This window comes from Allobosea sp. MMO-172, assembly GCF_037147855.1.
Lineage (GTDB): Bacteria > Pseudomonadota > Alphaproteobacteria > Rhizobiales > Beijerinckiaceae > Allobosea.
This window is the reverse complement of record NZ_JBBCUM010000001.1, coordinates 207,986-227,550: the sequence shown is the minus strand read 5'-3', so window position 1 is coordinate 227,550 and position 19,565 is coordinate 207,986. Positions and strand designations below refer to the sequence as shown.

Annotated in this window: 19 protein-coding genes; 12 read left to right on the top strand and 7 right to left on the bottom strand. The window is 68.1% G+C overall.

Annotated elements, in window-relative coordinates:
- Positions 1-17: 17 nt before the first annotated feature.
- Entirely contained in the window at positions 18-995 is a 978-nt protein-coding gene (locus WFK61_RS01020; RefSeq protein ID WP_336809681.1) for an NAD(P)H-dependent flavin oxidoreductase, read from the top strand.
- A 1-nt stretch (position 996) separates the two neighbouring features.
- Here the strand turns inward: WFK61_RS01020 and murJ are convergent, their stop codons facing one another.
- Both murJ and WFK61_RS01010 read right to left on the bottom strand, forming a co-directional pair.
- Complete coding sequence (gene murJ, locus WFK61_RS01015; protein WP_336809680.1) at positions 997-2,523, bottom strand: murein biosynthesis integral membrane protein MurJ; 1,527 nt, start codon at positions 2,521-2,523, stop codon at positions 997-999.
- A gap of 6 nt (positions 2,524-2,529) precedes the next feature.
- Positions 2,530-3,552: a glycosyltransferase family 2 protein gene (locus WFK61_RS01010; protein ID WP_336810084.1), complete on the bottom strand. Its 1,023-nt coding sequence runs from the start codon at positions 3,550-3,552 to the stop codon at positions 2,530-2,532.
- A 256-nt stretch (positions 3,553-3,808) separates the two neighbouring features.
- Between WFK61_RS01010 and WFK61_RS01005 the strand changes: the two genes are divergently transcribed.
- Together WFK61_RS01005 and WFK61_RS01000 are read left to right on the top strand one after the other, a co-directional pair.
- Positions 3,809-4,642 (top strand): ChbG/HpnK family deacetylase, encoded by an 834-nt coding sequence (locus WFK61_RS01005; RefSeq protein WP_336809679.1) that lies wholly within the window; start codon positions 3,809-3,811, stop codon positions 4,640-4,642.
- Positions 4,643-4,756: 114 nt separating this feature from the next.
- Complete coding sequence (locus tag WFK61_RS01000; protein ID WP_336809678.1) at positions 4,757-6,442, top strand: methyl-accepting chemotaxis protein; 1,686 nt, start codon at positions 4,757-4,759, stop codon at positions 6,440-6,442.
- Positions 6,443-6,602: 160 nt separating this feature from the next.
- Here the strand turns inward: WFK61_RS01000 and WFK61_RS00995 are convergent, their stop codons facing one another.
- A complete protein-coding gene (locus WFK61_RS00995; protein WP_047581229.1) occupies positions 6,603-7,199 on the bottom strand; it encodes a superoxide dismutase in 597 nt (198 codons plus the stop codon).
- A gap of 287 nt (positions 7,200-7,486) precedes the next feature.
- On the opposite strand from WFK61_RS00995, the gene WFK61_RS00990 reads away from it, so the two are divergent.
- Positions 7,487-8,887: a hypothetical protein gene (locus WFK61_RS00990; RefSeq protein WP_336809677.1), complete on the top strand. Its 1,401-nt coding sequence runs from the start codon at positions 7,487-7,489 to the stop codon at positions 8,885-8,887.
- Here the strand turns inward: WFK61_RS00990 and WFK61_RS00985 are convergent, their stop codons facing one another.
- Positions 8,888-11,059: a S9 family peptidase gene (locus WFK61_RS00985; protein WP_336809676.1), complete on the bottom strand. Its 2,172-nt coding sequence runs from the start codon at positions 11,057-11,059 to the stop codon at positions 8,888-8,890.
- Positions 11,060-11,387: 328 nt separating this feature from the next.
- Between WFK61_RS00985 and WFK61_RS00980 the strand changes: the two genes are divergently transcribed.
- The 3 genes from WFK61_RS00980 (at position 11,388) to WFK61_RS00970 (ending at position 13,214) form a co-directional block, all read left to right on the top strand.
- The gene (locus tag WFK61_RS00980; protein WP_257732537.1) at positions 11,388-11,804 is read left to right on the top strand and encodes a Ros/MucR family transcriptional regulator; all 417 of its coding nucleotides are present in this window, start codon (positions 11,388-11,390) and stop codon (positions 11,802-11,804) included.
- Between the two features lie 250 nt (positions 11,805-12,054).
- Positions 12,055-12,423: a helix-turn-helix domain-containing protein gene (locus WFK61_RS00975; RefSeq protein ID WP_336809675.1), complete on the top strand. Its 369-nt coding sequence runs from the start codon at positions 12,055-12,057 to the stop codon at positions 12,421-12,423.
- A complete protein-coding gene (locus WFK61_RS00970; RefSeq protein ID WP_336809674.1) occupies positions 12,420-13,214 on the top strand; it encodes a DUF6456 domain-containing protein in 795 nt (264 codons plus the stop codon). Before WFK61_RS00975 ends, WFK61_RS00970 begins: the two co-directional genes overlap by 4 nt.
- Before the next feature lie 6 nt (positions 13,215-13,220).
- Here WFK61_RS00970 and WFK61_RS00965 read toward each other — a convergent pair whose 3' ends face one another.
- Both WFK61_RS00965 and WFK61_RS00960 read right to left on the bottom strand, forming a co-directional pair.
- Complete coding sequence (locus WFK61_RS00965; protein WP_336809673.1) at positions 13,221-13,649, bottom strand: SufE family protein; 429 nt, start codon at positions 13,647-13,649, stop codon at positions 13,221-13,223.
- Between the two features lie 39 nt (positions 13,650-13,688).
- Positions 13,689-13,958 carry a hypothetical protein gene (locus WFK61_RS00960; protein WP_336809672.1) on the bottom strand — a complete coding sequence of 90 codons (270 nt, stop codon included), beginning with the start codon at positions 13,956-13,958 and terminating at the stop codon, positions 13,689-13,691.
- A 325-nt stretch (positions 13,959-14,283) separates the two neighbouring features.
- Between WFK61_RS00960 and WFK61_RS00955 the strand changes: the two genes are divergently transcribed.
- Genes WFK61_RS00955 through WFK61_RS00945 form a run of 3 tightly spaced genes read left to right on the top strand, consistent with a single transcriptional unit; the run spans position 14,284 to position 17,033 of the window.
- Positions 14,284-16,092: a PAS domain-containing sensor histidine kinase gene (locus tag WFK61_RS00955; protein ID WP_336809671.1), complete on the top strand. Its 1,809-nt coding sequence runs from the start codon at positions 14,284-14,286 to the stop codon at positions 16,090-16,092.
- Between the two features lie 15 nt (positions 16,093-16,107).
- Positions 16,108-16,683: a hypothetical protein gene (locus WFK61_RS00950; protein ID WP_336809670.1), complete on the top strand. Its 576-nt coding sequence runs from the start codon at positions 16,108-16,110 to the stop codon at positions 16,681-16,683.
- Between the two features lie 14 nt (positions 16,684-16,697).
- A complete protein-coding gene (locus WFK61_RS00945) occupies positions 16,698-17,033 on the top strand; it encodes a DUF1491 family protein (RefSeq protein ID WP_336809669.1) in 336 nt (111 codons plus the stop codon).
- Positions 17,034-17,220: 187 nt separating this feature from the next.
- Here the strand turns inward: WFK61_RS00945 and WFK61_RS00940 are convergent, their stop codons facing one another.
- The gene (locus tag WFK61_RS00940; RefSeq protein WP_336809668.1) at positions 17,221-18,351 is read right to left on the bottom strand and encodes a DUF2336 domain-containing protein; all 1,131 of its coding nucleotides are present in this window, start codon (positions 18,349-18,351) and stop codon (positions 17,221-17,223) included.
- Positions 18,352-18,520: 169 nt separating this feature from the next.
- Between WFK61_RS00940 and WFK61_RS00935 the strand changes: the two genes are divergently transcribed.
- Complete coding sequence (locus WFK61_RS00935) at positions 18,521-18,727, top strand: hypothetical protein (protein ID WP_336809667.1); 207 nt, start codon at positions 18,521-18,523, stop codon at positions 18,725-18,727.
- Entirely contained in the window at positions 18,724-19,488 is a 765-nt protein-coding gene (locus WFK61_RS00930; protein WP_336809666.1) for a hypothetical protein, read from the top strand. Before WFK61_RS00935 ends, WFK61_RS00930 begins: the two co-directional genes overlap by 4 nt.
- Positions 19,489-19,565 lie beyond the last annotated feature (77 nt).

Sequence of the window (19,565 nt, the reverse complement as noted above, 5' to 3'; positions counted from 1 at the left end):
GCCGAAAGGCAGGGGCTATGGCGCGCCTCGCCACGCGGTTGACGGAACGCCTCGGCATTGCCCACCCCATCCTGTCGGCGCCGATGGCGCTGGCAGGCGGCGGGGCGCTGGCCGCGGCGGTCACGCGCGCCGGCGGCCTTGGCCTGATCGGCGGCGGCTATGGCGATGCCGCCTGGATCGAGCAGCAATTCGCGGCAGCCGGCAACACTCAGGTCGGCTGCGGCTTCATCACCTGGTCGATGGCCGGGAAGCCTGAGCTTTTGACGCAGGCGCTGTCGCACAAGCCCGCAGCGCTGATGCTCTCCTTCGGCGATCCGCGCCCCTTCGCCGGCGAGATCGCTGCGGCGGGCGTGCCCTTGATCTGCCAGTGCCAGACGCTCGCCCATGTCCGGCAGGCCATCGAGGCGGGGGCCGCGATCGTCGTGGCCCAGGGTTCCGAGGCCGGCGGGCACGGCGCCAACCGCGCGACGCTGCCTTTCGTGCCCGAGGCGGCGGACCTCATCGCCCGCGAAAGCCCCGATACGCTGCTCGTTGCTGCCGGCGGCATTGCCGATGGCCGTGGACTGGCGGCTGCCTTGATGCTCGGCGCCGACGGTGTGCTCGCGGGCACGCGCTTCTGGGCGAGCCGCGAGGCGCTGGTGCATGAACGCCACCACGCTGCAGCGGTCTCCGCCACCGGTGACCAGACGGTGCGCTCGTCATTGCCGGACATCGCCCGCCAGCTCGACTGGCCGAAGCCTTTCGACATCCGCGTCTCCGACAATGCCTTCATCGCGAAATGGGCGGGTCACGATGCCGCTCTCAAGGACGCCATCGCCGTCGAGGGGCCGGCCTATCGCGAAGCCTTCATGGCCGGCGACCCCGACAAGGCCGCCGTCATCTTCGGCGAGGCTGCGGGCCTGGTCGCGGATATCCCCGGCGCCGGCGAGATCGTCGATCGCATGGTGGCTGAGGCAGCGGCTTTGCTCGGCAGCGCGAAGCGCTTCCTCGCCTGAGCTATCTCAGCAACCTGAGCAGCCCCGTCACCTTGAGCAGCCCGCCGGCCAGCACCGCGTAGAGCAAGGCGGCGACGCTCGACACGAGCAGCACCGCCATCAGCCGCGGCTCGAAAGGCAAGGCGGCTGTCAGCTTGAGCGCGAGCGGCTTGCCCCACCAGGCCAGCAGGCCGCAGATCGCCGCAACGCCGCAGATGATCGCCGCAAAGCCGGGCAGGCGACGGTCGAGCGCGGTCAGGCCGCGTCGCCGCGCCAGCACGAACAGCACGATCAGGTTGACCCAGGCGCCGGCAGCGGTCGCGAGCGCCAGTCCGGGCGCGCCCCAGTCGCGCCAGAGCAGCAGCTTGATCGCGACATTGCAGGCGATGGCCGCGAGCGCCACCAGCATCGGCGTCATCGTGTCGCCGCGCGCCTGGAAGGCCGAGACCTGCGTGCGGATCATCACGATCGCCGGCAGGCCGAGCGCATAGGCGAACAGAACCGCGCCGGCCGCCGCGCTCGCCGTCGCATCGAACTCGCCGCGCTGGAACAGCCCGGCGATCATCATGTCGGGAACCGCGACGAAGGCGGCGACGAAGGGCGCGCTGGCGGCGAGCGAGATCGCGATGGCACGGCTCTGGGCGCGATTGGCCGCGGCCTCGTCGCCCCGCGCGATGGCGCGGCTCATCGCCGAGAGCGCGACGGTGCCGACCGCGATTGCGATCAGCCCGAGCGGCAATTGGTAGAGCCGTTCGGCGTAATAGAGCGCGGCATAGCCGCCGCGCGGCAGCAGCGAGGCGATGATGCCGTCCGTGAAGATCGCGATCTGCACGCCGGCCGAGCCGATCACCGCCGGCCCGAACACCTTGAGGAAGTGCCGCACGCCGGCATCCATGCGCGGGCGCACCACCTTGCCGGAGACGCCTGCGCGCCGCGCCGCGACATAGAGCAGAGCCCATTGCGCGATGCCGGAGATCGCGACGCCCCAGGCTGCCGCATGGGCCGCGCTCGGAAACAGGAAGGGCACGGCCAGCGCGGCGACGATGAAGACATTGAGCAGGATCGGCGCGGCCGCGAAGGCGGCATAGCGCTCCACGGCGTTGAGCGTCGCGCCGAGGAAGGTGACCATGGTCACGAACAGGAGATAGGGGAAGGTGATCCGCGTCAGCGCGACCGCGAGCTCGAAGACGGCCGGGTCCTTGGTGAAGCCCGGCGCCAGCACGGTCACCAGCCAGGGCATCAAGGGCAGGGCGAGCGCCAGCAGGACGATCTGCACGATCAGCTGGATGGTGAAGAGCCGGTCGGCGAAGAGATTGGCGGCCTCGCGCCCGTCTTTCTCGGCGATCAGTGCATAGGTCGGCACATAGGCCTGGTTGACGGCGCCTTCGCCGAAGATCGCGCGGAAATGGTTGGGCAGACGCAGCGCGACCGAGAAGGCGTCCATGATCGCGCCGGCGCCCAGCACGGCCGCCAGCACGATGTCACGGACGAATCCGGTGATCCGCGAGATCAGCGTATAGCCGCCGACCGACAGGATGTTCTTGAGCATGAAGGCCTAGCGGATCAGCGGCGGCAGGGCGTCGCCGCGCGGATGGTCGACAGTGCGGGCATCGAAGCCGACGCGCTCGCCGATCAGGTAGAGCGGCCGGCGCTTCACCTCCGCGAAGATGCGCCCGACATACTCCCCGATCATGCCGAGCGACAAAAGCTGGATGCCCGAGAAGAACATGATCGAGACGATCAGTGACGGGAAGCCGGGCAGGTCGGTCCCGAACAGCAGCGTGCGCAGCAGGAAGTAGACCGCGGAAAACGCGGCGATCACGGCGATGATCGCGCCCGACCAGGTCGCGATCTTCAGCGGCACCGTCGAGAACGAGGAGAGGCCGTCGAAGGCGAAGGAGAACAGCTTGCCGTATCTGAACTTGGACTGGCCGTGCTCGCGTTCGGCGACATGGAAGGGCACGCCGATCGAACGGAAGCCGACCCAGGCATAGAGCCCCTTCGAGAAGCGCGCCCGCTCCGGCAGGGCTCGGAGGGCATCGACGGCCTTGCGGTCGAGCAGGCGGAAATCGCCGGCGCCTTCCGGCAGTGGGGTTTCGCCGAAATAGCCGAAGAGCCGGTAGAACAGCTTGGCGAAACCGCGCTTCATCCGGGTCTCGCCGTCGCGGTCGGTGCGCTGTCCGTAGACGTTGAGATAGCCCTCGCGCCATTTGGCGAGGAAGGCGGCGATGGTCTCCGGCGGGTGCTGGAGATCGGCGTCCATGATGACGACGGCGTCGCCCTGCGCATGGTCGAGCCCGGCCGCGATCGCGATCTCCTTGCCGAAATTGCGGCTGAAGGAGACCGCACTGATGCGCGGATCGGCCGTGTTGAGGTCGCGGATCACGGCCAGCGTCTCGTCGCGGCTGCCGTCGTCGACGAAGACGATTTCCCAGGACGCGACCTCGCCCGTCAGCGCCGTCCGCAGCCGCTCGACCAACAGGGGCAGATTGGCGGCTTCATTATGCACGGGCACGACGATGGACAGCTCGGGCCAGCGGGAGGCCCGAGGCGCACGTTGAACCGGCTGGGACCCGATATCCGACACGAACGACCTTTCAGCGAGGATGCATCGCCCCGCAGGCGAGGCGCGACGCACAGAACCGCAAAGCTTGCCGCCGGACAAGCCCGGGGCGATGAAACAGCCTATCCCAGTACTCACTCGTGCCTGAACCGTTCCGGAATGGATCCCGGATGGGCGCCGCTCGCGCGGCTTGTCCGGGATGACGGCACGTTTCCATCACGAAGGCAGCACGCTATAGCGCGAACCGGATCAACGAAGGGCAACCAGCGCGATGGCGAAGGGCTTTATCCTATGCGCCGATGATTTTGCCATGACGGACGGCGTCAGCCGCGCGATTCTCGATCTGCTCGAGCGCGGCAAGCTGACGGCGACCGGTGCGATGACCAATCGCCCGCACTGGCGCCGGCTCGCGCCCGAACTCCGCGCTTTCGCCGACACGGCCGATCTCGGCCTGCATCTCAACCTGACCTGCGCCACGCCGCTCTCCGCGATGCCGCATCTCGCGCCCGGTGGCACCTTGCCGGGTCTCAAGGATGTCGCGCGCGCCGCCGCGCTCTCCCCTGCCGTGCGCAAGGAGATCGCGACGGAGATAGGGCGCCAGCTCGATGCCTTCGAGGAGGCGCTCGGCCGGCCGCCGGATTTCGTCGACGGTCATCAGCATGTCCATGTCCTGCCCGGCGTGCGGCGGGCCCTGCTCGACAGCCTCGCCCGGCGCTATCCGGCCGGTGCGCTCTATGTCCGCGATCCCGCGGACCGCCCGTCGGCGATCCGGGCGCGCGGCGTCGCGGTCGGCAAGGCCTTCGTCATCGCCGGGCTTGCCACCGGCTTCCGCAGTGCGGCGCTGCGACGGGGCCTGCGCGTCAATCGCGGCTTTTCCGGTGTGGCGCCCTTCGATCCACAGCGGGATTTCGGCGCGGATCTCGCGCGCTTCCTGATCAAGCCAGGCCCTTGTCATCTCGTGATGTGCCATCCCGGCTTCATCGACGATGAACTCGCCAGTCTCGATCCCGTCATCGCGACGCGGCCCGTCGAGCACGCTGCCATCGCGGCTTTCGCGCCGCCGCCGGACCTGCCGTTACGTCGCTTCGGCGCTCTCGAAAGCTGATCGCGCAGCGCGCGCCCGCAAGCGATTTGTTTACCGGCATCGGCCATTCTGGCGCAGGATTGGGGGCGCCGCGCTTTGCCGCAGTTTGCGCCGGTTTCGGAGATGATCGGCTCGATGAAGGTGTTCAGGCGCGCAGCCGGCGCGGGAGAGCCGGCGCAGCCGGGCAGGCAAGGCCTGGGCTCCCTCAGCCGGCAGATCGCGGGCGCAGCAGTGGCGATCGTCGCCATCGCCGTCGTTTTCGTGGTGATGGCGATATCCCGCTACAACGACGCCCGCACGCGGGCCGATCTCGACCAGAAAGTCACGGCGCTGACCCTGATGGTGGTCAATGCCGCGCCGTCCCTGATCCTGTCGCGGGACAACAGCACGCTCGGATACATCCTCGCCTCGTTGCAGCGCGATCCCGATTTTGATGCCGGCATCGTCGCCGACGACATCTCCAGCCTGGCCTCCGCCGGGCGCACCGTCGAGGCACGCCTGTCGCTGACGCCGCGCTGGCTGGCCGAGCGGATCGGCGAAGAGCCGTGGAACGCCCTCCAGACGCGCAACGAGATCGATATCGAGGACGATGTCTATCTGACCAAGATCTACGCCGTCCGCGTCGGCAACCAGCAGAAGCAGATCGGCTACGTCGCCCTGCGCTTCGACAAGACGCGCCTCGTGGCCCGCGCCGCCTGGGAGCAGTTCGTGACCATGGGGCTTGGCCTGCTCATCCTGCTCGTGCTCGGCCCGCTGCTCTGGTTCTCGCTGTCGCGGGCGATGCGGCCCCTGCGCAGCATGACCAAGGCGATCGTCAGCATTTCGGACGGCAATCTCTCGACACCGATCGATGCCCTCGGCCGGCGCGACGAGATCGGCGCGATCGCGCGGGCGCTCGGCGTCCTCAAGATCCGCCTCGCCGAGCGGGCGACCCTCGAGGAGAAGCAGAGCGTGGCCGAGGTCGAGAGGATCGCGCGCCAGCAGGGCGTCGACCATGCGATCACCTCGTTCCGCACCGAGGTCGGCCTCGCGCTGGAGGCCTTCAAGAACAACGCCGAGCGGATGCGCGAGGCATCCGACGGCCTCGCCCGCGTCGCCGCCGAATCCTCGGAGCGCGCGGCGCGTGCCGCCGACAACGCCCATGGCGCGTCCGGCAACGTCGAGAACGCTGCGCAGGCGGCCGAAGAGATGGGTGCGGCTATCCGCGAGGTGGAGTTCCAGGTCCGCCGCGTCCGCACCGAAATCGTCGAGGCGGCCTCCGTCTCGCGCGACACGGCAGGCTCCGTGCAGGCATTGGACGAGACCGCCCGCGCGATCGGCGAGGTCGTCAACCTGATCCGCGACATCGCTGCCCAGACCAACCTGCTCGCCCTCAACGCCACCATCGAGGCGGCGCGTGCCGGCGAGGCGGGCCGCGGCTTCGCCGTGGTCGCCAACGAGGTCAAGTCGCTGGCGGCCCAGACCGCGGATGCGACCGACCGTATCGTGGCGCAGGTCGCGGCGATCCAGGGTGCGACCGGGCAGGTCGTCGGTGCGATCCAGAACATCGCCGAGCGCATGAACGCCATCGAGAAATTCGCGAATTCGGTCGCGACCTCGATCGAGCAGCAGGCCATCGCCACCGGCGAGATCGCCAGCGGCGTCGCCATGGCCAGCACCTCGGCCCTCTCGGTATCGAGCGATCTCAGTGTGCTCGCCGACAGTGTCGAGGAGACCGGCCGCTCGGCGGAGCAGGTGCGTGGCGCAGCCGGCGAGGTCGCGGACCAGGCCCAGCGCCTCGATTCCACCGTGGATCATTTCCTGCGCAACGTTGCCGCCTGAGCGCCGCAGACACGGGACCGCAAGACGAAAGGGCGCCTCTTCCTGATGACGGTCCCGCATCTGCGCAGCGGCACTTTGCGCCGCAGCGCGTGCGGGAAGACAGGCACAAACAAAAAAACGGGGCCGTGAGGCCCCGTTTTCGTATCCGGCTTGCAGCCGATTACTTGGCGGCGTCGAAACGCTCGGCCACGTAGTCCCAGTTCACCAGGCTCTCGAGGAAGGCCTTGAGATAGTCCGGGCGACGGTTGCGGTAGTCGATGTAGTAGGAGTGCTCCCAGACGTCGACGCCGAGGATCGGCGTGCCGCCATGGACGAGCGGGCTCTCGCCGTTCGGGGTCTTGCTGACGGCGAGCTTGCCGCCCTTGACCTCAAGCCAGGCCCAGCCCGAGCCGAACTGGCCGACGCCGGCCGCGACGAAGTCTTCCTTGAACTTGTCGACCGAGCCGAACGAGTCGACGATCGCCTTCTCCAGCGCGCCCGGGATCTTGCCGCCGCCATTCGGCTTCATCCACTTCCAGAAATGGAGGTGGTTGTAGTGCTGGCCGGCATTGTTGAAGACGGCGGGGTTCTTGCCATAGGAGCCCTTGACGATCTCCTCCAGCGACTTGCCCTCGAATTCCGTGCCCTTGATGGCGTTGTTGCCGTTGGTCACATAGGCGAGGTGGTGCTTGTCGTGATGGTACTCGAGCGTCTCCTTCGACATGAAGGGCTGGAGCGCATCATGGGCGTAGGGAAGATCGGGAAGGGTAAAGGACATGAGGCCTCTCCTTGGGCTGTGAAATCGCTTGAAATGAGAATGGCCTGCCGGGGGCAGGCTGAGCCGTGGAGGCCCTGCCATTCCTCGCGATAGTTAAGCGCCTGCGCGCCGGTCCACAACCGCTCCTGCTGCGAAAAGCATATGTCTTCTCGACAGGCCGCCACAATCGCGCCAGATTTCTCGCCCTAAGCCGTGCCGATTGGAAACTCTCCCTTATTCAATACGTTAGATAGTGACGCGACGCTCGCTACGGCCTGGCGCCGGTCCGGCCCTGCAAGGATACCGAATTGATCGCGATTTTTACCATTCTGGGCCTGCTCCTGTTCGGCGGTGGCGCCTATGCCATCTATGACGGCTGGCCCTATCTGGTGCTGGAGCGCGGCTTCACGCAGGTCATCATCGGCTCGATCGCGAGCGGCGCCGGCCTGATCCTGATGTCGCTCGCCTGGGTGCTGAAGGAAGTCAAAGTCCTCCGCCGCGAGCTGGTCGAGGCGCTGGAGCTTCGTGCCGAGCTTCCGGTGCGGGACGTTGCGGCGGCCGATGTCGCCCCGTTCGCGCCGCCTGCGGCACCGCGTGCCGAATATCCCTCATTCTCTCCAGCCATCGCTCCTGCCGCGATCGGCGCCGTCGCCGGTGCCGTAGCGACGGGCGCGGTCGCCCAGGGCCTTTCATCGTCCGATACCGAAAGCGCGCCCGCTTCCGCCGAGGTCGAACCGCCGCGTGAGGAAAGGGACCTGTTCGGCACGCTCGTCGCCCGGAACCTGCAGGAGCCGGAACCGGTCGCCGAGGATGAGCCCGAGCCGGCTGCCGAAACCGCCGCGGCCGAGGATGCCGAGCCGCTGCCCGACATGTTCGAAGAGGCGCTGTCGGCTGCCCCGTTGCAGCCCCCCGGACATCCCTTCTCCTTCGAGGCCGACGAGCAGGAGCCGGCCGATCCGGTTGTCGCAAAGGCCCTGCCGGCCGCCGAAGAGGAGAGCGTTGTCGAAGACGAGCCGTCGTCTTTCGTTGACGAACTGTCGGACGAGAGGGCGCTGGAAGAGCAGATCGAGGAAGAACAGCCATCGGCTCATGCCGGAGCCGTCGAGGCGCCGGCTGCGGCCGCAAGCGCCACCGATCTCGACGAGTTCAGCGCCTTGCGCGCGAGCCTTGCCGGCCATCTGAACGAGCCGGAGCGCGAAACCGGCCGCATCGAGCCGTCCTTCTCCCGCGAGCCCGATCCCTTCGCGTCGGCGGAAGCCTGGATGGATCGCGCCTCGCCCCGGCAGGAACCTTGGCTTGATGCGCCGCCGGCTGAGCAGCAGCCTGCCGTTGCCGACGTGGCGCCGCTCTGGCCCCCGCGGACGGAGCCCCAGGTGTTCGACATCGCGCCGGAACCGGAGGCTGTCGAGGAGCCGATTGCGGCCGAGACGCCGGTGCGGGAAGAGTGGCTGGACGCCCCGATCGCGGATGAGCAGCCCGATATCGCCACCGTAGAGGAGCCGCAGGTCGAGCAGGCCCCGGCCGCTGCGGATCCTCGTCCGGCCTCGGATGAAGGCATCGTCGGCGCCTATCAGGTCGGCGATGCGCATTTCACCATCTATGCCGACGGCTCGATCCGGGCACGGACGCCCGATGGCGAGTACAGCTTCGCGTCGATGGACGAGCTCAAGGTCTATCTCGCCAGCGAGAAGAGCCGGCTGGGCGTCTGATCAGACGCCCTTCGCCGCGTCCCAGCCTTCGCCCACCGTATGGATGGCGAAGGCATAGGCCAGCGCCGTTTCCTTCAGCGAGTCGAAGCGCCCGGCCGAGCCGGCATGGCCGGCATCCATATTGGTGTGCAGCATGACCGGCCCGCCGCCGGTCATCGTGGCGCGCAGCCGCGCGACCCATTTGGCCGGTTCCCAGTAGGTCACGCGCGGATCGGTCAATCCGCCCATGGCGAGGATCGGCGGATAGGCCTGCGCCGTGACATTGTCGTAGGGCGAATAGCTGCGGATCGTCTCGAAGGCCTTCACGTCGCGGATCGGGTCGCCCCATTCCGGCCATTCCGGCGGCGTCAGCGGCAGGGTGTCGTCGAGGATCGTGTTGAGCACGTCGACGAAGGGAACCTCCGCGACGATACCGGCGAAGAGTTCGGGCGCCATATTGGCGACCGCGCCCATCAGCATGCCGCCGGCGCTGCCGCCCTCGGCGACGATGCGCCCGCGTGTCGTGAAGCCTGCGTCGATCAGCGCCCCGGCTGCCGCGATGAAATCGGTGAAGGTGTTGCGCTTGTTCTCGCGCTTCCCGTCGAGATACCAGCGCCAGCCTTTCTCCGTGCCGCCGCGCACATGGGCGATCGCGTAGACGAAGCCGCGATCGACCAGGCTGAGCGGCCGGGTCCGGAACGAGGCGGACATCGCCGAGCCATAGGAACCGTAGCCGTAGAGCAGGCAAGGCGCGCTGCCGTCGAGAGCGAGATCGGCCAGATGCAGGATCGAGATCGGCACGCGCGCGCCATCCGGCGCGGTGGCGAAGATCCGGCGGACCTTGTACTTCGCCGGATCATGACCGGACGGCACGTCCTGCCGCTTCAGCAAGGTTCGCTCGCCGGTGGCGAGGTCGTAATCATAGGTTTCGGCCGGGCGCGCCATCGAGGCATAGATGAAGCGCAGCGTATCCGTCTCGAATTCGTAGCCGGCATCCATGCCGAGCCCATAGGCTTCCTCGTCGAAGGCGATGCTGCTTTCCGCTCCGCTGGCGAGATCGCGAATGACGATGCGCGGCAGCCCATCCTCGCGCTCCAGCCGGATCAGGCGCCCCTTCAGGCAGACATGGTCGAGAATCAGGCGCCCCTGCTTGTGCGCGATCAGGTCGCGCCAATTGGCCGGGGCCGGCGCATCGACGGGGGCCGTGACGATCTTGAAGTCTTCGGCGCCATCGGCATTGGTCAGGATCGCGAAGACGTCGCCGTGATGCTCCAGGCTATACTGGCGGCCCGGTTCGCGCGCTGCGACGGGCACCGGCTGTGCATCTGCCCGGTCGAGATCGAGGATGCGGGTTTCCGACGTCTCGTGATCGCCGATCGTAATCAGCAGGAAGCGGCCGGACTGGGTCTTGTCGATATCGACGAACATGCCGGCATCGGCTTCGTCATGCAGCAATTCATCCGTCTCGGCCGGCGTGCCGAGGCGATGGCGCTTCACCTGCGACGGGCGGTGGTCGGCATCGAGCGCGACATAGAAGAAAGAGCGGGAATCGCTGGCCCAGATGATCTCGCCGGTCGTGTCCTTGACGAGATCGGGAAGGTCGCTGCCGCTCTCCAGGTCCTTGATATGGATCGTGTGCAGTTCCGAGCCCGCCTCGTCGGCGCTCCAGCCGAGCAGGCGGTGGTCCGGGCTGTGCTCTGCGTCGCCGAGATCGAAGAAATCCTTGTCCCCGGCCAGCGCGTCGGCATCGAGCATGATCTGCTCGCCCGCCCGGCCGCTCTTGCCGGCCATGGCACGCGGCCTGCGGCAGATCAGCGGATGCTCGGCGCCCTTTCGATAGCGCGAATAGTAGAGGAACGGCCCGTCCGGCTGCGGGACGCTCGAGTCGTCCTCCTTGATCCGGCCGCGCATTTCCTTGACGAGGTCCTTCTGCAAGGCCCGGGTCGGCGCCATCAGCGCCTTGCAGTAAGCGTTTTCGGCGTCGAGATAGCTGCGGATGTCAGCCGGCAGGACATCGGGTTCCCGCAAGACATCCTTCCAGTTCCCGGCGCGCAGCCAGCCGTAATCGTCGCGCAGGGTAACGCCATGGACCTGCGTTTCCGTCGTCCGGATTTCGGCGCGCGGCGGAGATGGCAGGCGCCCCCGCCTGCGGCGCGCGACGCTGGGGGAGTGGCGGGCCTGATCCGGGCTCATGACGATCTCCGACGTGGGACGCGACAGGTAGAGGGGCGGGGAACAGCTTGCAAGATATCCGGCGGGAGCCGGCTTTGATTTTGTCGATCAGTGCAATGCAGCATCCGCGTGGTGATTTATTGAGCTTTGAACGTCTCAATTGTTGAGATTTGTTGACTTGCACAGCTAAACGGTATCGACTAAACGCATATCCCGATCAGTCCGCGATGTCCGATTCTGGGCCGATGGTGCTTGACCCACTATTGGTAGTATTATTCAGGCTATCGGATGCCCGGCGGTGGATGATCAGCGCAAAACGCTACCAAGAACGATAAGGAGAGACATCGCCATGACCGAGACCGACGGAGCGGATTTCATTGAGCTGACGGCGGATATCGTTTCCGCTTATGTCTCCAACAATTCCGTGCCTGCCTCCGACCTGCCGGCCCTGATCAGCGAAGTCCACTCGGCGCTCAGCCGCGTGATCGGCGGCGCCGCTCCGGTGGTCCAGGTCGAGGCTCCCAAGCCCGCGATTCCCGTCAAGAAGTCGATCACGGCCGATTATCTGATCTGCCTCGAGGACGGCAAGAAGTTCAAGTCGCTGAAGCGCCACCTGCGCACGCAGTACAACATGTCTCCCGAGCAGTATCGCGAGAAGTGGGGCCTGCCGCCGGACTATCCGATGGTCGCGCCGAACTATGCCGAGGCGCGCTCTCAGCTTGCGAAGAAGATGGGCCTCGGCCAGCAGCGCCGCAAGCGTCGCTGAGCAGAGGCTCCGGCGTACCGCTTGCCGCGGGGACGCGTTACTGCGCCAGTTCAAGCAAGCGCCGAAACGCTCAAGATCTGCCGATACGAAAAAGCCGCCGATGACCTCGGCGGCTTTTTTGTTGCGCGTCTCCCGGGCGAGGGGCGGGGATAAAGCCGTCCATGGGCTTGTCAGATTGGATATAAGAATATAGTCCTATCAATGTCGCGCTCGCCAAGGGCGGCGGGCAGCGTCTGATTGGGAACATATCATGAACTCAGAAAGCGGCCAATCGCAAACCGTCTTGCATGCGACTGCCGGCGCACGACTGGCGGAAGTGGCCGCCGTGGCGGCTGCGCGCATTCCGCTCTCCGGCCTGCGCTCCGCGACCCGCGGCAGGAAGCCGGTCGCGCTTGCCCGGCAGACGGCGATGTATCTCTCCCATGTCGCCTTCGGCCTCAGCCTGACCCGCGTCGGCATCTGCTTCGGGCGGGATCGCACCACCGTCCGCCATGCCTGTGCCCTCATCGAGGATCGCCGTGACGATCCGGGCCTGGAACTTGGCCTGACCGCGCTTGAAGCCGCACTCCTCGCCACGATGGCGAAGTTGCGTGGCCAGCCTGCGGAGGTCGGCCGATGACCGCCGGGATCGAAAACGCCGAGCGCAATCGGCTGCTCAAGCATCTCGCTGGCCCTGGATGCTACGGCCTCGTTTCTCCCTTGGGTTGCGGCCGCATCGCTCTGTTCCGAACGGTGAACGGCACCAGCCTCGGGGCCGGCTATGTCGCGGCCGAAACGGTGCAGGCGCTGGAGGCCGAGGGCCTTGTGTCATGGGCTGTCGAGGGCAGCGCTGCCCGGCTTGGCCTTGCGGCCTCCAAGCCGGCCCGGACGTCCGCACGAACGCAGCGACCTGAAGTCGAACAGACGTCCGCTCCCGCCATGGATGATCGCGAAAGCCCGCTGCTTTGGCTGCATCGCCGGCCGGGCAAGGACGGCAAGCCTCAGATCAGCGATGCCGAATTCGCGGCGGGAGAACGCTTCCGGGCCGACATCACCCTGTCGGGCATGTTGCCGCGTACGACGATGAACTGGGATGCTGCCTTCACGCCGGAGCAGGCGGGATCGGGGTCCCGCGATGGTGCCGGCGCGTCCGACACGGCGCTCGCGGCGCGACAGCGCGTCAGGCTCGCCTGCGACCGCCTTGGCCCGGAGCTCTCGGGGCTGGCGATCGATATCTGCGGCTTTCTCAAGGGGCTCGATCTCGTCGAGAAGGAGCGCCGCTGGCCGTCGCGCTCGGCCAAGGTCGTGCTGCGGGTCGCGCTGGCTGCGCTGGTGACGCATTACGGCCTGGACCGCCGTGCCCGGCCATCCGGAATGCGCAGCTGGCAGGCGGAAGGTGCCCGGCCGAGCGAGTTCCCGGCGGCCGGCTGAATGCGCTCAGGTCGCGGCCGCAGCCTGGGCGTCGCGCTTGATCCGGTCGATCATCGCGCGCACCCCGTTCGAGCGCTGCGGCGTGAGGTGCGCGGCGAGGCCGAGGCGCTCGTAGATGGCGAAGGCGTCGGTCGCGAGGATTTCGGACGCTTCCCGCCCGGAGAAGATCGCCAGCGCCAGCGCCACGAGCCCGCGCACGATATGGGCGTCGCTGTCGCCGATGAAATGCAGCCGGGTCTGCGGCCCGCTGCCGCCCTCGCGATGCGCGACGAGCCAGACCTGGCTCGCGCAGCCGCGCACCTTGTTGGCATCGGTATGGTCGTCCTCGGGCAGGGGCTCGAGACCCTTGCCGAGTTCGATGAGGTAGCGATAGCGATCGTCCCACTCGTCGAGCAGTTCGAAATTCGCGACGATGTCGTCGAGGCTTGTCGTCATGCCGGCCTCTTCCCGCGATTGCGGGAGGGCGTCAAGCGGTCAGCGCTGCGCGCCCTGCTTCCCGATCACGGCGGTCGCCGCGGCGTTCAGTATGCGCTCGCGCAGCACGGGGTCCATGCCCGCGAGGATTTCGGCCGCCTCGCGCGCCGCCGTCAGGCTGCCGGCCACGGTGCGGCTCTCCGCGCGAACGGTCTCGGTGATCTGCCGCGCCACCTGGGGCAAGGCGGCATCGGCCGGCTTGCCGCTGTGCACGGGCGAATTCACGGCGATCAGGCCGATGATCGCGATCTTGCGCAGCAGATAGGCCATGTCGGTCTCCGTCGCCGGCGCCTCTCATGCGCCGCGAGAACAATCTAGGCCGGGACCCGCAAAAATCGCGTCATTTCGAACGCTCAAATGCGAGTCGAATGCCATCCATGATCTTCAGGTTCCGTTCACCTTGCCATGAACATCGAAGTCATTCGGAAAAACGCGTCGCGCTGATATAAGTCTATGAAAAATCATCGGAAAAATTAGAGAACCGGTCTGGCGGCCCGTTTCGACGTCGGGCGCCTTAAGCCCCGCTTAAACCAGCCATGGCGAGATTGAGCCAAGCGGATGGGGGTATCCGCAAGAGTAAGGCGTTGCGTTCCGTATGGCGATGACAGCATTGAGGACACAGGCGGCGGCACTGGTGCATGCATCGGTGCAGTCGGACCCGGCGGAAAGGCAGCGTCACGAACGTTTCGTTCTGTCGCGCCTGCTCGTCGGCGGCGGCATGCTCGGCCTCGCTCCCGCTTATCTGGCCTGGCGCGGTGCGCCCGGCGCCTTCGAGGCGGCGATGATCGCCGCTGCGGCGTTTGCGGTCCTGTCCGTCGCCTTCGTGTCCCGCACCGGCCGCCTTGGCGCGGCGCATGCACTCTCTTCCGCGGCCATGTCGCTCTTCATCGTTGCGCTCGCGGGTGCGACCGGCGGTCTTTCGTCTCCCCTGCTGCTGTGGCTGGCGGTCGTGCCGGTCGAGGCGGCCTTCTTCGGCTCGCGCGGCTTCATGCTGCGGGCCGGCTGGATTGCCGTCGCGGCTCTGCTCGCGGCGATCGGCCTGCACGGGCTTGGCCTCTTCGCCGAAGCGGCGCCGTGGACGGCCGAGGCGATGCCGCTTCTGGCCATGTCCGCGCTGGCCCAGGCGCTGGTCGTGACGGCCGTACTGCTGCGCCGGCGCCATGCCGAGGAGCGCGAGCAGCGCGTCTCCGACGCGCGTTCGCAGCTGCTGCTCGACCATGTCGGCGATCTCGTCACCTGGCATGATGCCAGCGGCGCGGTCGTCTTCGCCAATGCCGCGGCGCGCACGCTCGCTGGTGCCGATCCGCGCGAATTGCTCGGCCGCGGCCTGTTCGAGCGTGTCCATATCGCCGACCGGCCGCTCTTCCTGAAGGCTCTGAGCGACGCCGCCCATGGCCAGGAGGGCGTGACGGTCTGCTTCCGCACGCTCTTCGTGCCGCGTGAAGGCACGGGCGAGGCCCGCCTGCCGGTTTCGCTCTGGCTGGAGATGCAGGCCTGCCGCGTCGCCGGCGCCGCCGCTGCTGATGGCGCTGCCGTCGTCTGCGTGATGCGCGACGTCACGGCGCGCCGCGCCGACGAGGAGACCCGCGAGCGCGGCCATGCCGAGGCGCTGCGGGCCAATGACGTCAAGGGCCAGTTCCTGGCGACGGTGAGCCATGAATTGCGCACGCCGCTCAATGCCATCATCGGCTTCTCGGAGATGCTGAGCGCCGAGGACAATGGCTGGCTCGATGCCGAAAAGCGCCTGGAATACGCCCGCATCATCCATGCCTCCGGCCATCACCTGCTCGAGGTCGTGAACACGCTGCTCGACATCTCGAAGATCGAGAGCGGTGCGATGACCATCGAACGCGAGCCGATCGACCTCGCCGTGATGGCGCAGGATTGCTGCGCGCTGATGGCGCTGCGGGCCGAGACAGGCGGCATCGCGCTGGAACGCGTCATCGGCCCGGTGTTGCCCGCCATGGAAGGCGACCGGCGCGCGCTGAAGCAGGTCGTGCTCAACCTGCTGTCCAACGCCATCAAGTTCACCCCGGCCGGCGGGCGCGTGACGCTGGCCGTCGTGCGCGACGGCGACACCATCGACCTCTCCGTCTCCGATACCGGCATCGGCATCGCCGCGGCCGACCTGCCGCGGCTGGGCGATCCCTTCTTTCAGGCCAAGGGCGCCTATGACCGGACCCATGAGGGCACCGGCCTCGGCCTCTCCGTGGTGCGCGGGCTCGTCGGCCTGCATGGCGGCCGCCTGACGGTCGAGAGCGCGCCGGGCGTCGGCACGCGCGTCTCTGTCCGCCTGCCGGTCGGCGGTGCGGATAGCGTCGAGCAGCCCGCCAAGATCGTGACCTTCGCCCGGGCTCCGCGCCGGGGCCTCGAAACCAAAGAACCTCTCCGCCTGACCGCTTGAAGACGAGCTGACGTAATGTCGATGACCATGGCCGCCCGCGCCCATTCCGGCGCTTCCCTCTCAGCTCCGGTGCGCCGCGCCCAGCCGGCGCGCCGCAAGACGACCTGGCTTGGCCGCGTCGCGCGCGTCGCCGGCAAGCGGCCGGGCAGGGCGCTCATCATGCTCGCCTTCGGCATCGTCTCGCTGGCCATCGTCGCCAATGCGCTGATGTTCCAGAAGGCGCGCCATCCCGCCCCGATGCTCTCCGCCTCCACGCCGACCACTCAGTCGCGGACGACGACCGAGCGCCGCGCCGAGCCGGCGCCTGCTCCCGCACCGGCCCCGGCGACGGAGGTGCCCGTGCAGCCGATCCGCCCGCCGGCGCGCCCCAGCGACCTTTCGCAGACGCAGGCCGCCCGCGAGGCTCAGCCGCGTCCGCCCGCTCCCGTCCAGGCCGCGCCGCGCGCTGCGGCGCCGGCGGCCCCGGCCGCTGCTCCCCGCGCCGCGACGGCTCCCGCGCGCGATCCGATCGCCGATCTGATCAATGGCGACCTGCGCCCGCCGGCGGACGTGAAATCCGCCAATCGCTCCGGCGCGGCGCCGCGTACCTGATCGGCGCGCCCGCGATGGCGCGCCTGACCAGCGATTTCTGGGTTTCGGCCTATCTGCGGCAGGCGGGGCTGGAAGGCCTCGTGGCTGTGCTGCGCCGTCGCGGCGCGCGCGAGGCCGGTGCCATCTTCGTCAAGCTCGACCGGCTGGACGGCACCGCCGCGCTCTACGGTCCGGCGCCGCAGGCCCTGGCCGAGGATGATGGCGAGCGCCGCTTCCAGCTGCTGCTCGATGCCGATCCGCTCGCGATCGAGGACCGCGTCGATCGCGAATTGCGTTTCGACGGCGATCTCTGGCTGGTCGAGATCGAGAACCGGGCCGGCGATCCCCGGTTGCAGCTCGTCGAGAGCTGACTGGATCCGCTCAGAGCCGCTTGGAACCTCAGCCCTCATCCTGAGGAGCCGCGCTGGCGGCGTCTCGAAGGATGCTCCAACGGGCACCCGAACCTCCTGAAGCATCCTTCGAGACGCCATTCCAAGGGAATGGCTCCTCAGGATGAGGGCTGAGGGCGTTCTCAGACAGACTCTGAAGCGCGCCGGCTCAGCCGCGGTCCCGCCGGCCGATCTTTCCAAGCACTTCCGACATGGCCGGCTGGACGTCCGGCCGGGCGTTGCCGGCACGTGAGGGCGTTCCGCTCGGGTCCATCGCCGGCTGATGCTGGCCACGCCGTTGCGGCGCTGGCGCTGCCGTTCCGGCGATATGCATGGCGAGGCGAAAGGCGATGGCGGGCCTCACCGCGCGCATCAGCGCGACCAGCGCGAAGATACGCTCGACCGAATGGGCGGTCTCGTCGCCGAGCCGGATCAGGAAGCGCGTCGCTTCCTCGACGGTGGTGCCACTCGCGGTCAGCGCCAGCGCCGCAAGGTCCCGCGACGCATCGCCGGCCATGGCTGCGGCCATGGTCGCACCGCCGCCGAGATGCTCGGCGATGGCGGCAAAGGCGGCGCTACGATCCTCGGCCGCGAGGTCGAGCCAGCCGGCGAAGGCCGGGCCGGTAAGGGCAGGGCGCCGCTCGCTCGGATGCAGGGCTTCGCGTGCCATCAGCGATTCGAGAATTGCGAGACGCCGCTCCACGCCGGCATGGAGGAACAGCGGCGCGAGCTCCAGATTGGACAGGTCGGGGCGTGCCAGCAGGCCGGGCCGATAAGCCGGCTCCACCCGTGCCCGCGCGATCAGGCTGTCGACGGCCGCACGCGGCATCGGGGCGTTGTGATTGGCGATCAGGGCGAGGTCGAACGCACGATTCGCATCCGCGACCAGCATGATGACGGCTTGGGCCGTCAGGTCGGAACGGACGGCGAGCGCCGCGCGCATCGCCTCGTCGCCGGTCTCGACGAGGCGCTCGATCTCGGCCTCCGGGACGGGCATGCCATGGCGCAACAGCTCGGCCAGCACGGCGCCGCCTTTCGCCGAGAGCCCCGAGAGTACTGGCGCGGGCGTCCGGGCCCAGCCGGCGAGCTTGCGGGCCAGGATCAGGGCCGTCGCCTCGTCGATGCCCGGCAGCAGCGCCTCGGCCATCTCGCTGAAGGCGGCCAGGTCGGCCGGCGAGGGCTGCGGCGAGGACAGCAGCAGATCCGCCTTCACCCGCAGCGAGATCGGGCTGAGGTCGAGCCCGCCATCCCGCGCGAGGCGGGCGAGATCGGCGAGTTCCTTGGAGATGGATGCAGGCATGGCGGGCTCGGATCGGGAAACCGAAGATGCAGCAGCATTAATCCCCGACCGTTAAGGCTGCGTTAACCATGTCCGGGCCTGATGGGCTTGCGGGGCCTTGCGACTCGGTGCTGCCCGCACCTCGCCTGCCTTCGCGTTGCAACTCTGGCGCTGGATAAGGAGGCGCATCATGGCCGTCGTCATCCCCTTTGCGCCGCAGCGGCGCCCGCAGTCGGCTTCAGCCGGCTCCCTTCCGCCGCAGACGGCGGAAATCCTGTTCTTCACGGGCGTTCGCTACGAGCGCGCGCCCGAGGTCCGGCCGCCGGCCGCCAAGGCCTCCGCCGGGCGGCCCCGCAAGGCCGTGCCGCGCAAGAGCTCGCGCAGGCAGCCTGCGTGACACGAGGGCCGGCCAAGCTGCTCATCGCCTTGCTGGCGGCTGCGTCGGTTTCGGCCTGCACCGCCACGACAGGCGATCTCGGCCGTCCGCGGCCGACGGTCTGGACGCAGCTGATCGCGCCCGAGGCGGGCTTCTGGTCCGCGACCTTCCGCGGCGAGCATGCATCCTATTTCCGCCTGACCGATGACGAGGAGCAGATGCGCGACCGCGCCTGGCGCTTCGTCATGCCCGGCCATGAGCGCAGCATCTTCCAGGGCGAGGTCTCCAATCTCGCCCATACCCGCATCCTGCCCGTGGCGGCCCAGTCGACCGATGTCGGCGACTATTTCCGGGCGCTGACCTCGATGTCCTTCGCTTCGCAGGCCTCGCGCTACAACCGGCTGACGGAGGATGCCAATGCCGACCGCCTGCTGATCGGCCCCTTCCGGGCCAATGCCGGGCGCGTCGTGAACATGGACCGGGTGCGCATGCGCGCGGCGGAATCGTCGCCCGACGTCTCCCCCGACAAGCAGGAGCCGGCGATGGCGCGCGTCGTCGAGAACGAGGGGCTCATCTTCTGGGTCTGCGAGCGCATCGATTTCCGCATCCGCAGCTACCGTTATGCGCTCTCCAATCTCGTCGTCGAGATGCCCTCGCGCGAGGCCGTCCGGGCCGAGCGCGCGATCATGGCGCTGGAGATGGAAGCCAAGCCGCTCTGCCAGATGCAGCTCAACGGCGCCTTCGGCGAAGGCGGCAAGCGCCCCGTCGTCTATAAGGGGTAGGAGCGGAGATTTTCCGCGGAAACACGGCGTCATCCCGGGCTTGCCCCGGGATCCATTCCGGAGCGCGGCCGATCGAG

Bases quoted from the DNA above. Each gene is read 5' to 3' on its own strand.
- WFK61_RS01020 (WP_336809681.1), top strand. From the start codon at position 18: ATGGCGCGCCTCGCCACGCGGTTGACGGAACGCCTCGGCATTGCCCAC.
- murJ (WP_336809680.1), bottom strand. From the start codon at position 2,523: ATGCTCAAGAACATCCTGTCGGTCGGCGGCTATACGCTGATCTCGCGG.
- WFK61_RS01005 (WP_336809679.1), top strand. From the start codon at position 3,809: ATGGCGAAGGGCTTTATCCTATGCGCCGATGATTTTGCCATGACGGAC.
- WFK61_RS01000 (WP_336809678.1), top strand. From the start codon at position 4,757: ATGAAGGTGTTCAGGCGCGCAGCCGGCGCGGGAGAGCCGGCGCAGCCG.
- WFK61_RS00995 (WP_047581229.1), bottom strand. From the start codon at position 7,199: ATGTCCTTTACCCTTCCCGATCTTCCCTACGCCCATGATGCGCTCCAG.
- WFK61_RS00985 (WP_336809676.1), bottom strand. From the start codon at position 11,059: ATGAGCCCGGATCAGGCCCGCCACTCCCCCAGCGTCGCGCGCCGCAGG.
- WFK61_RS00980 (WP_257732537.1), top strand. From the start codon at position 11,388: ATGACCGAGACCGACGGAGCGGATTTCATTGAGCTGACGGCGGATATC.
- WFK61_RS00975 (WP_336809675.1), top strand. From the start codon at position 12,055: ATGAACTCAGAAAGCGGCCAATCGCAAACCGTCTTGCATGCGACTGCC.
- WFK61_RS00970 (WP_336809674.1), top strand. From the start codon at position 12,420: ATGACCGCCGGGATCGAAAACGCCGAGCGCAATCGGCTGCTCAAGCAT.
- WFK61_RS00965 (WP_336809673.1), bottom strand. From the start codon at position 13,649: ATGACGACAAGCCTCGACGACATCGTCGCGAATTTCGAACTGCTCGAC.
- WFK61_RS00960 (WP_336809672.1), bottom strand. From the start codon at position 13,958: ATGGCCTATCTGCTGCGCAAGATCGCGATCATCGGCCTGATCGCCGTG.
- WFK61_RS00955 (WP_336809671.1), top strand. From the start codon at position 14,284: ATGGCGATGACAGCATTGAGGACACAGGCGGCGGCACTGGTGCATGCA.
- WFK61_RS00950 (WP_336809670.1), top strand. From the start codon at position 16,108: ATGTCGATGACCATGGCCGCCCGCGCCCATTCCGGCGCTTCCCTCTCA.
- WFK61_RS00945 (WP_336809669.1), top strand. From the start codon at position 16,698: ATGGCGCGCCTGACCAGCGATTTCTGGGTTTCGGCCTATCTGCGGCAG.
- WFK61_RS00940 (WP_336809668.1), bottom strand. From the start codon at position 18,351: ATGCCTGCATCCATCTCCAAGGAACTCGCCGATCTCGCCCGCCTCGCG.
- WFK61_RS00935 (WP_336809667.1), top strand. From the start codon at position 18,521: ATGGCCGTCGTCATCCCCTTTGCGCCGCAGCGGCGCCCGCAGTCGGCT.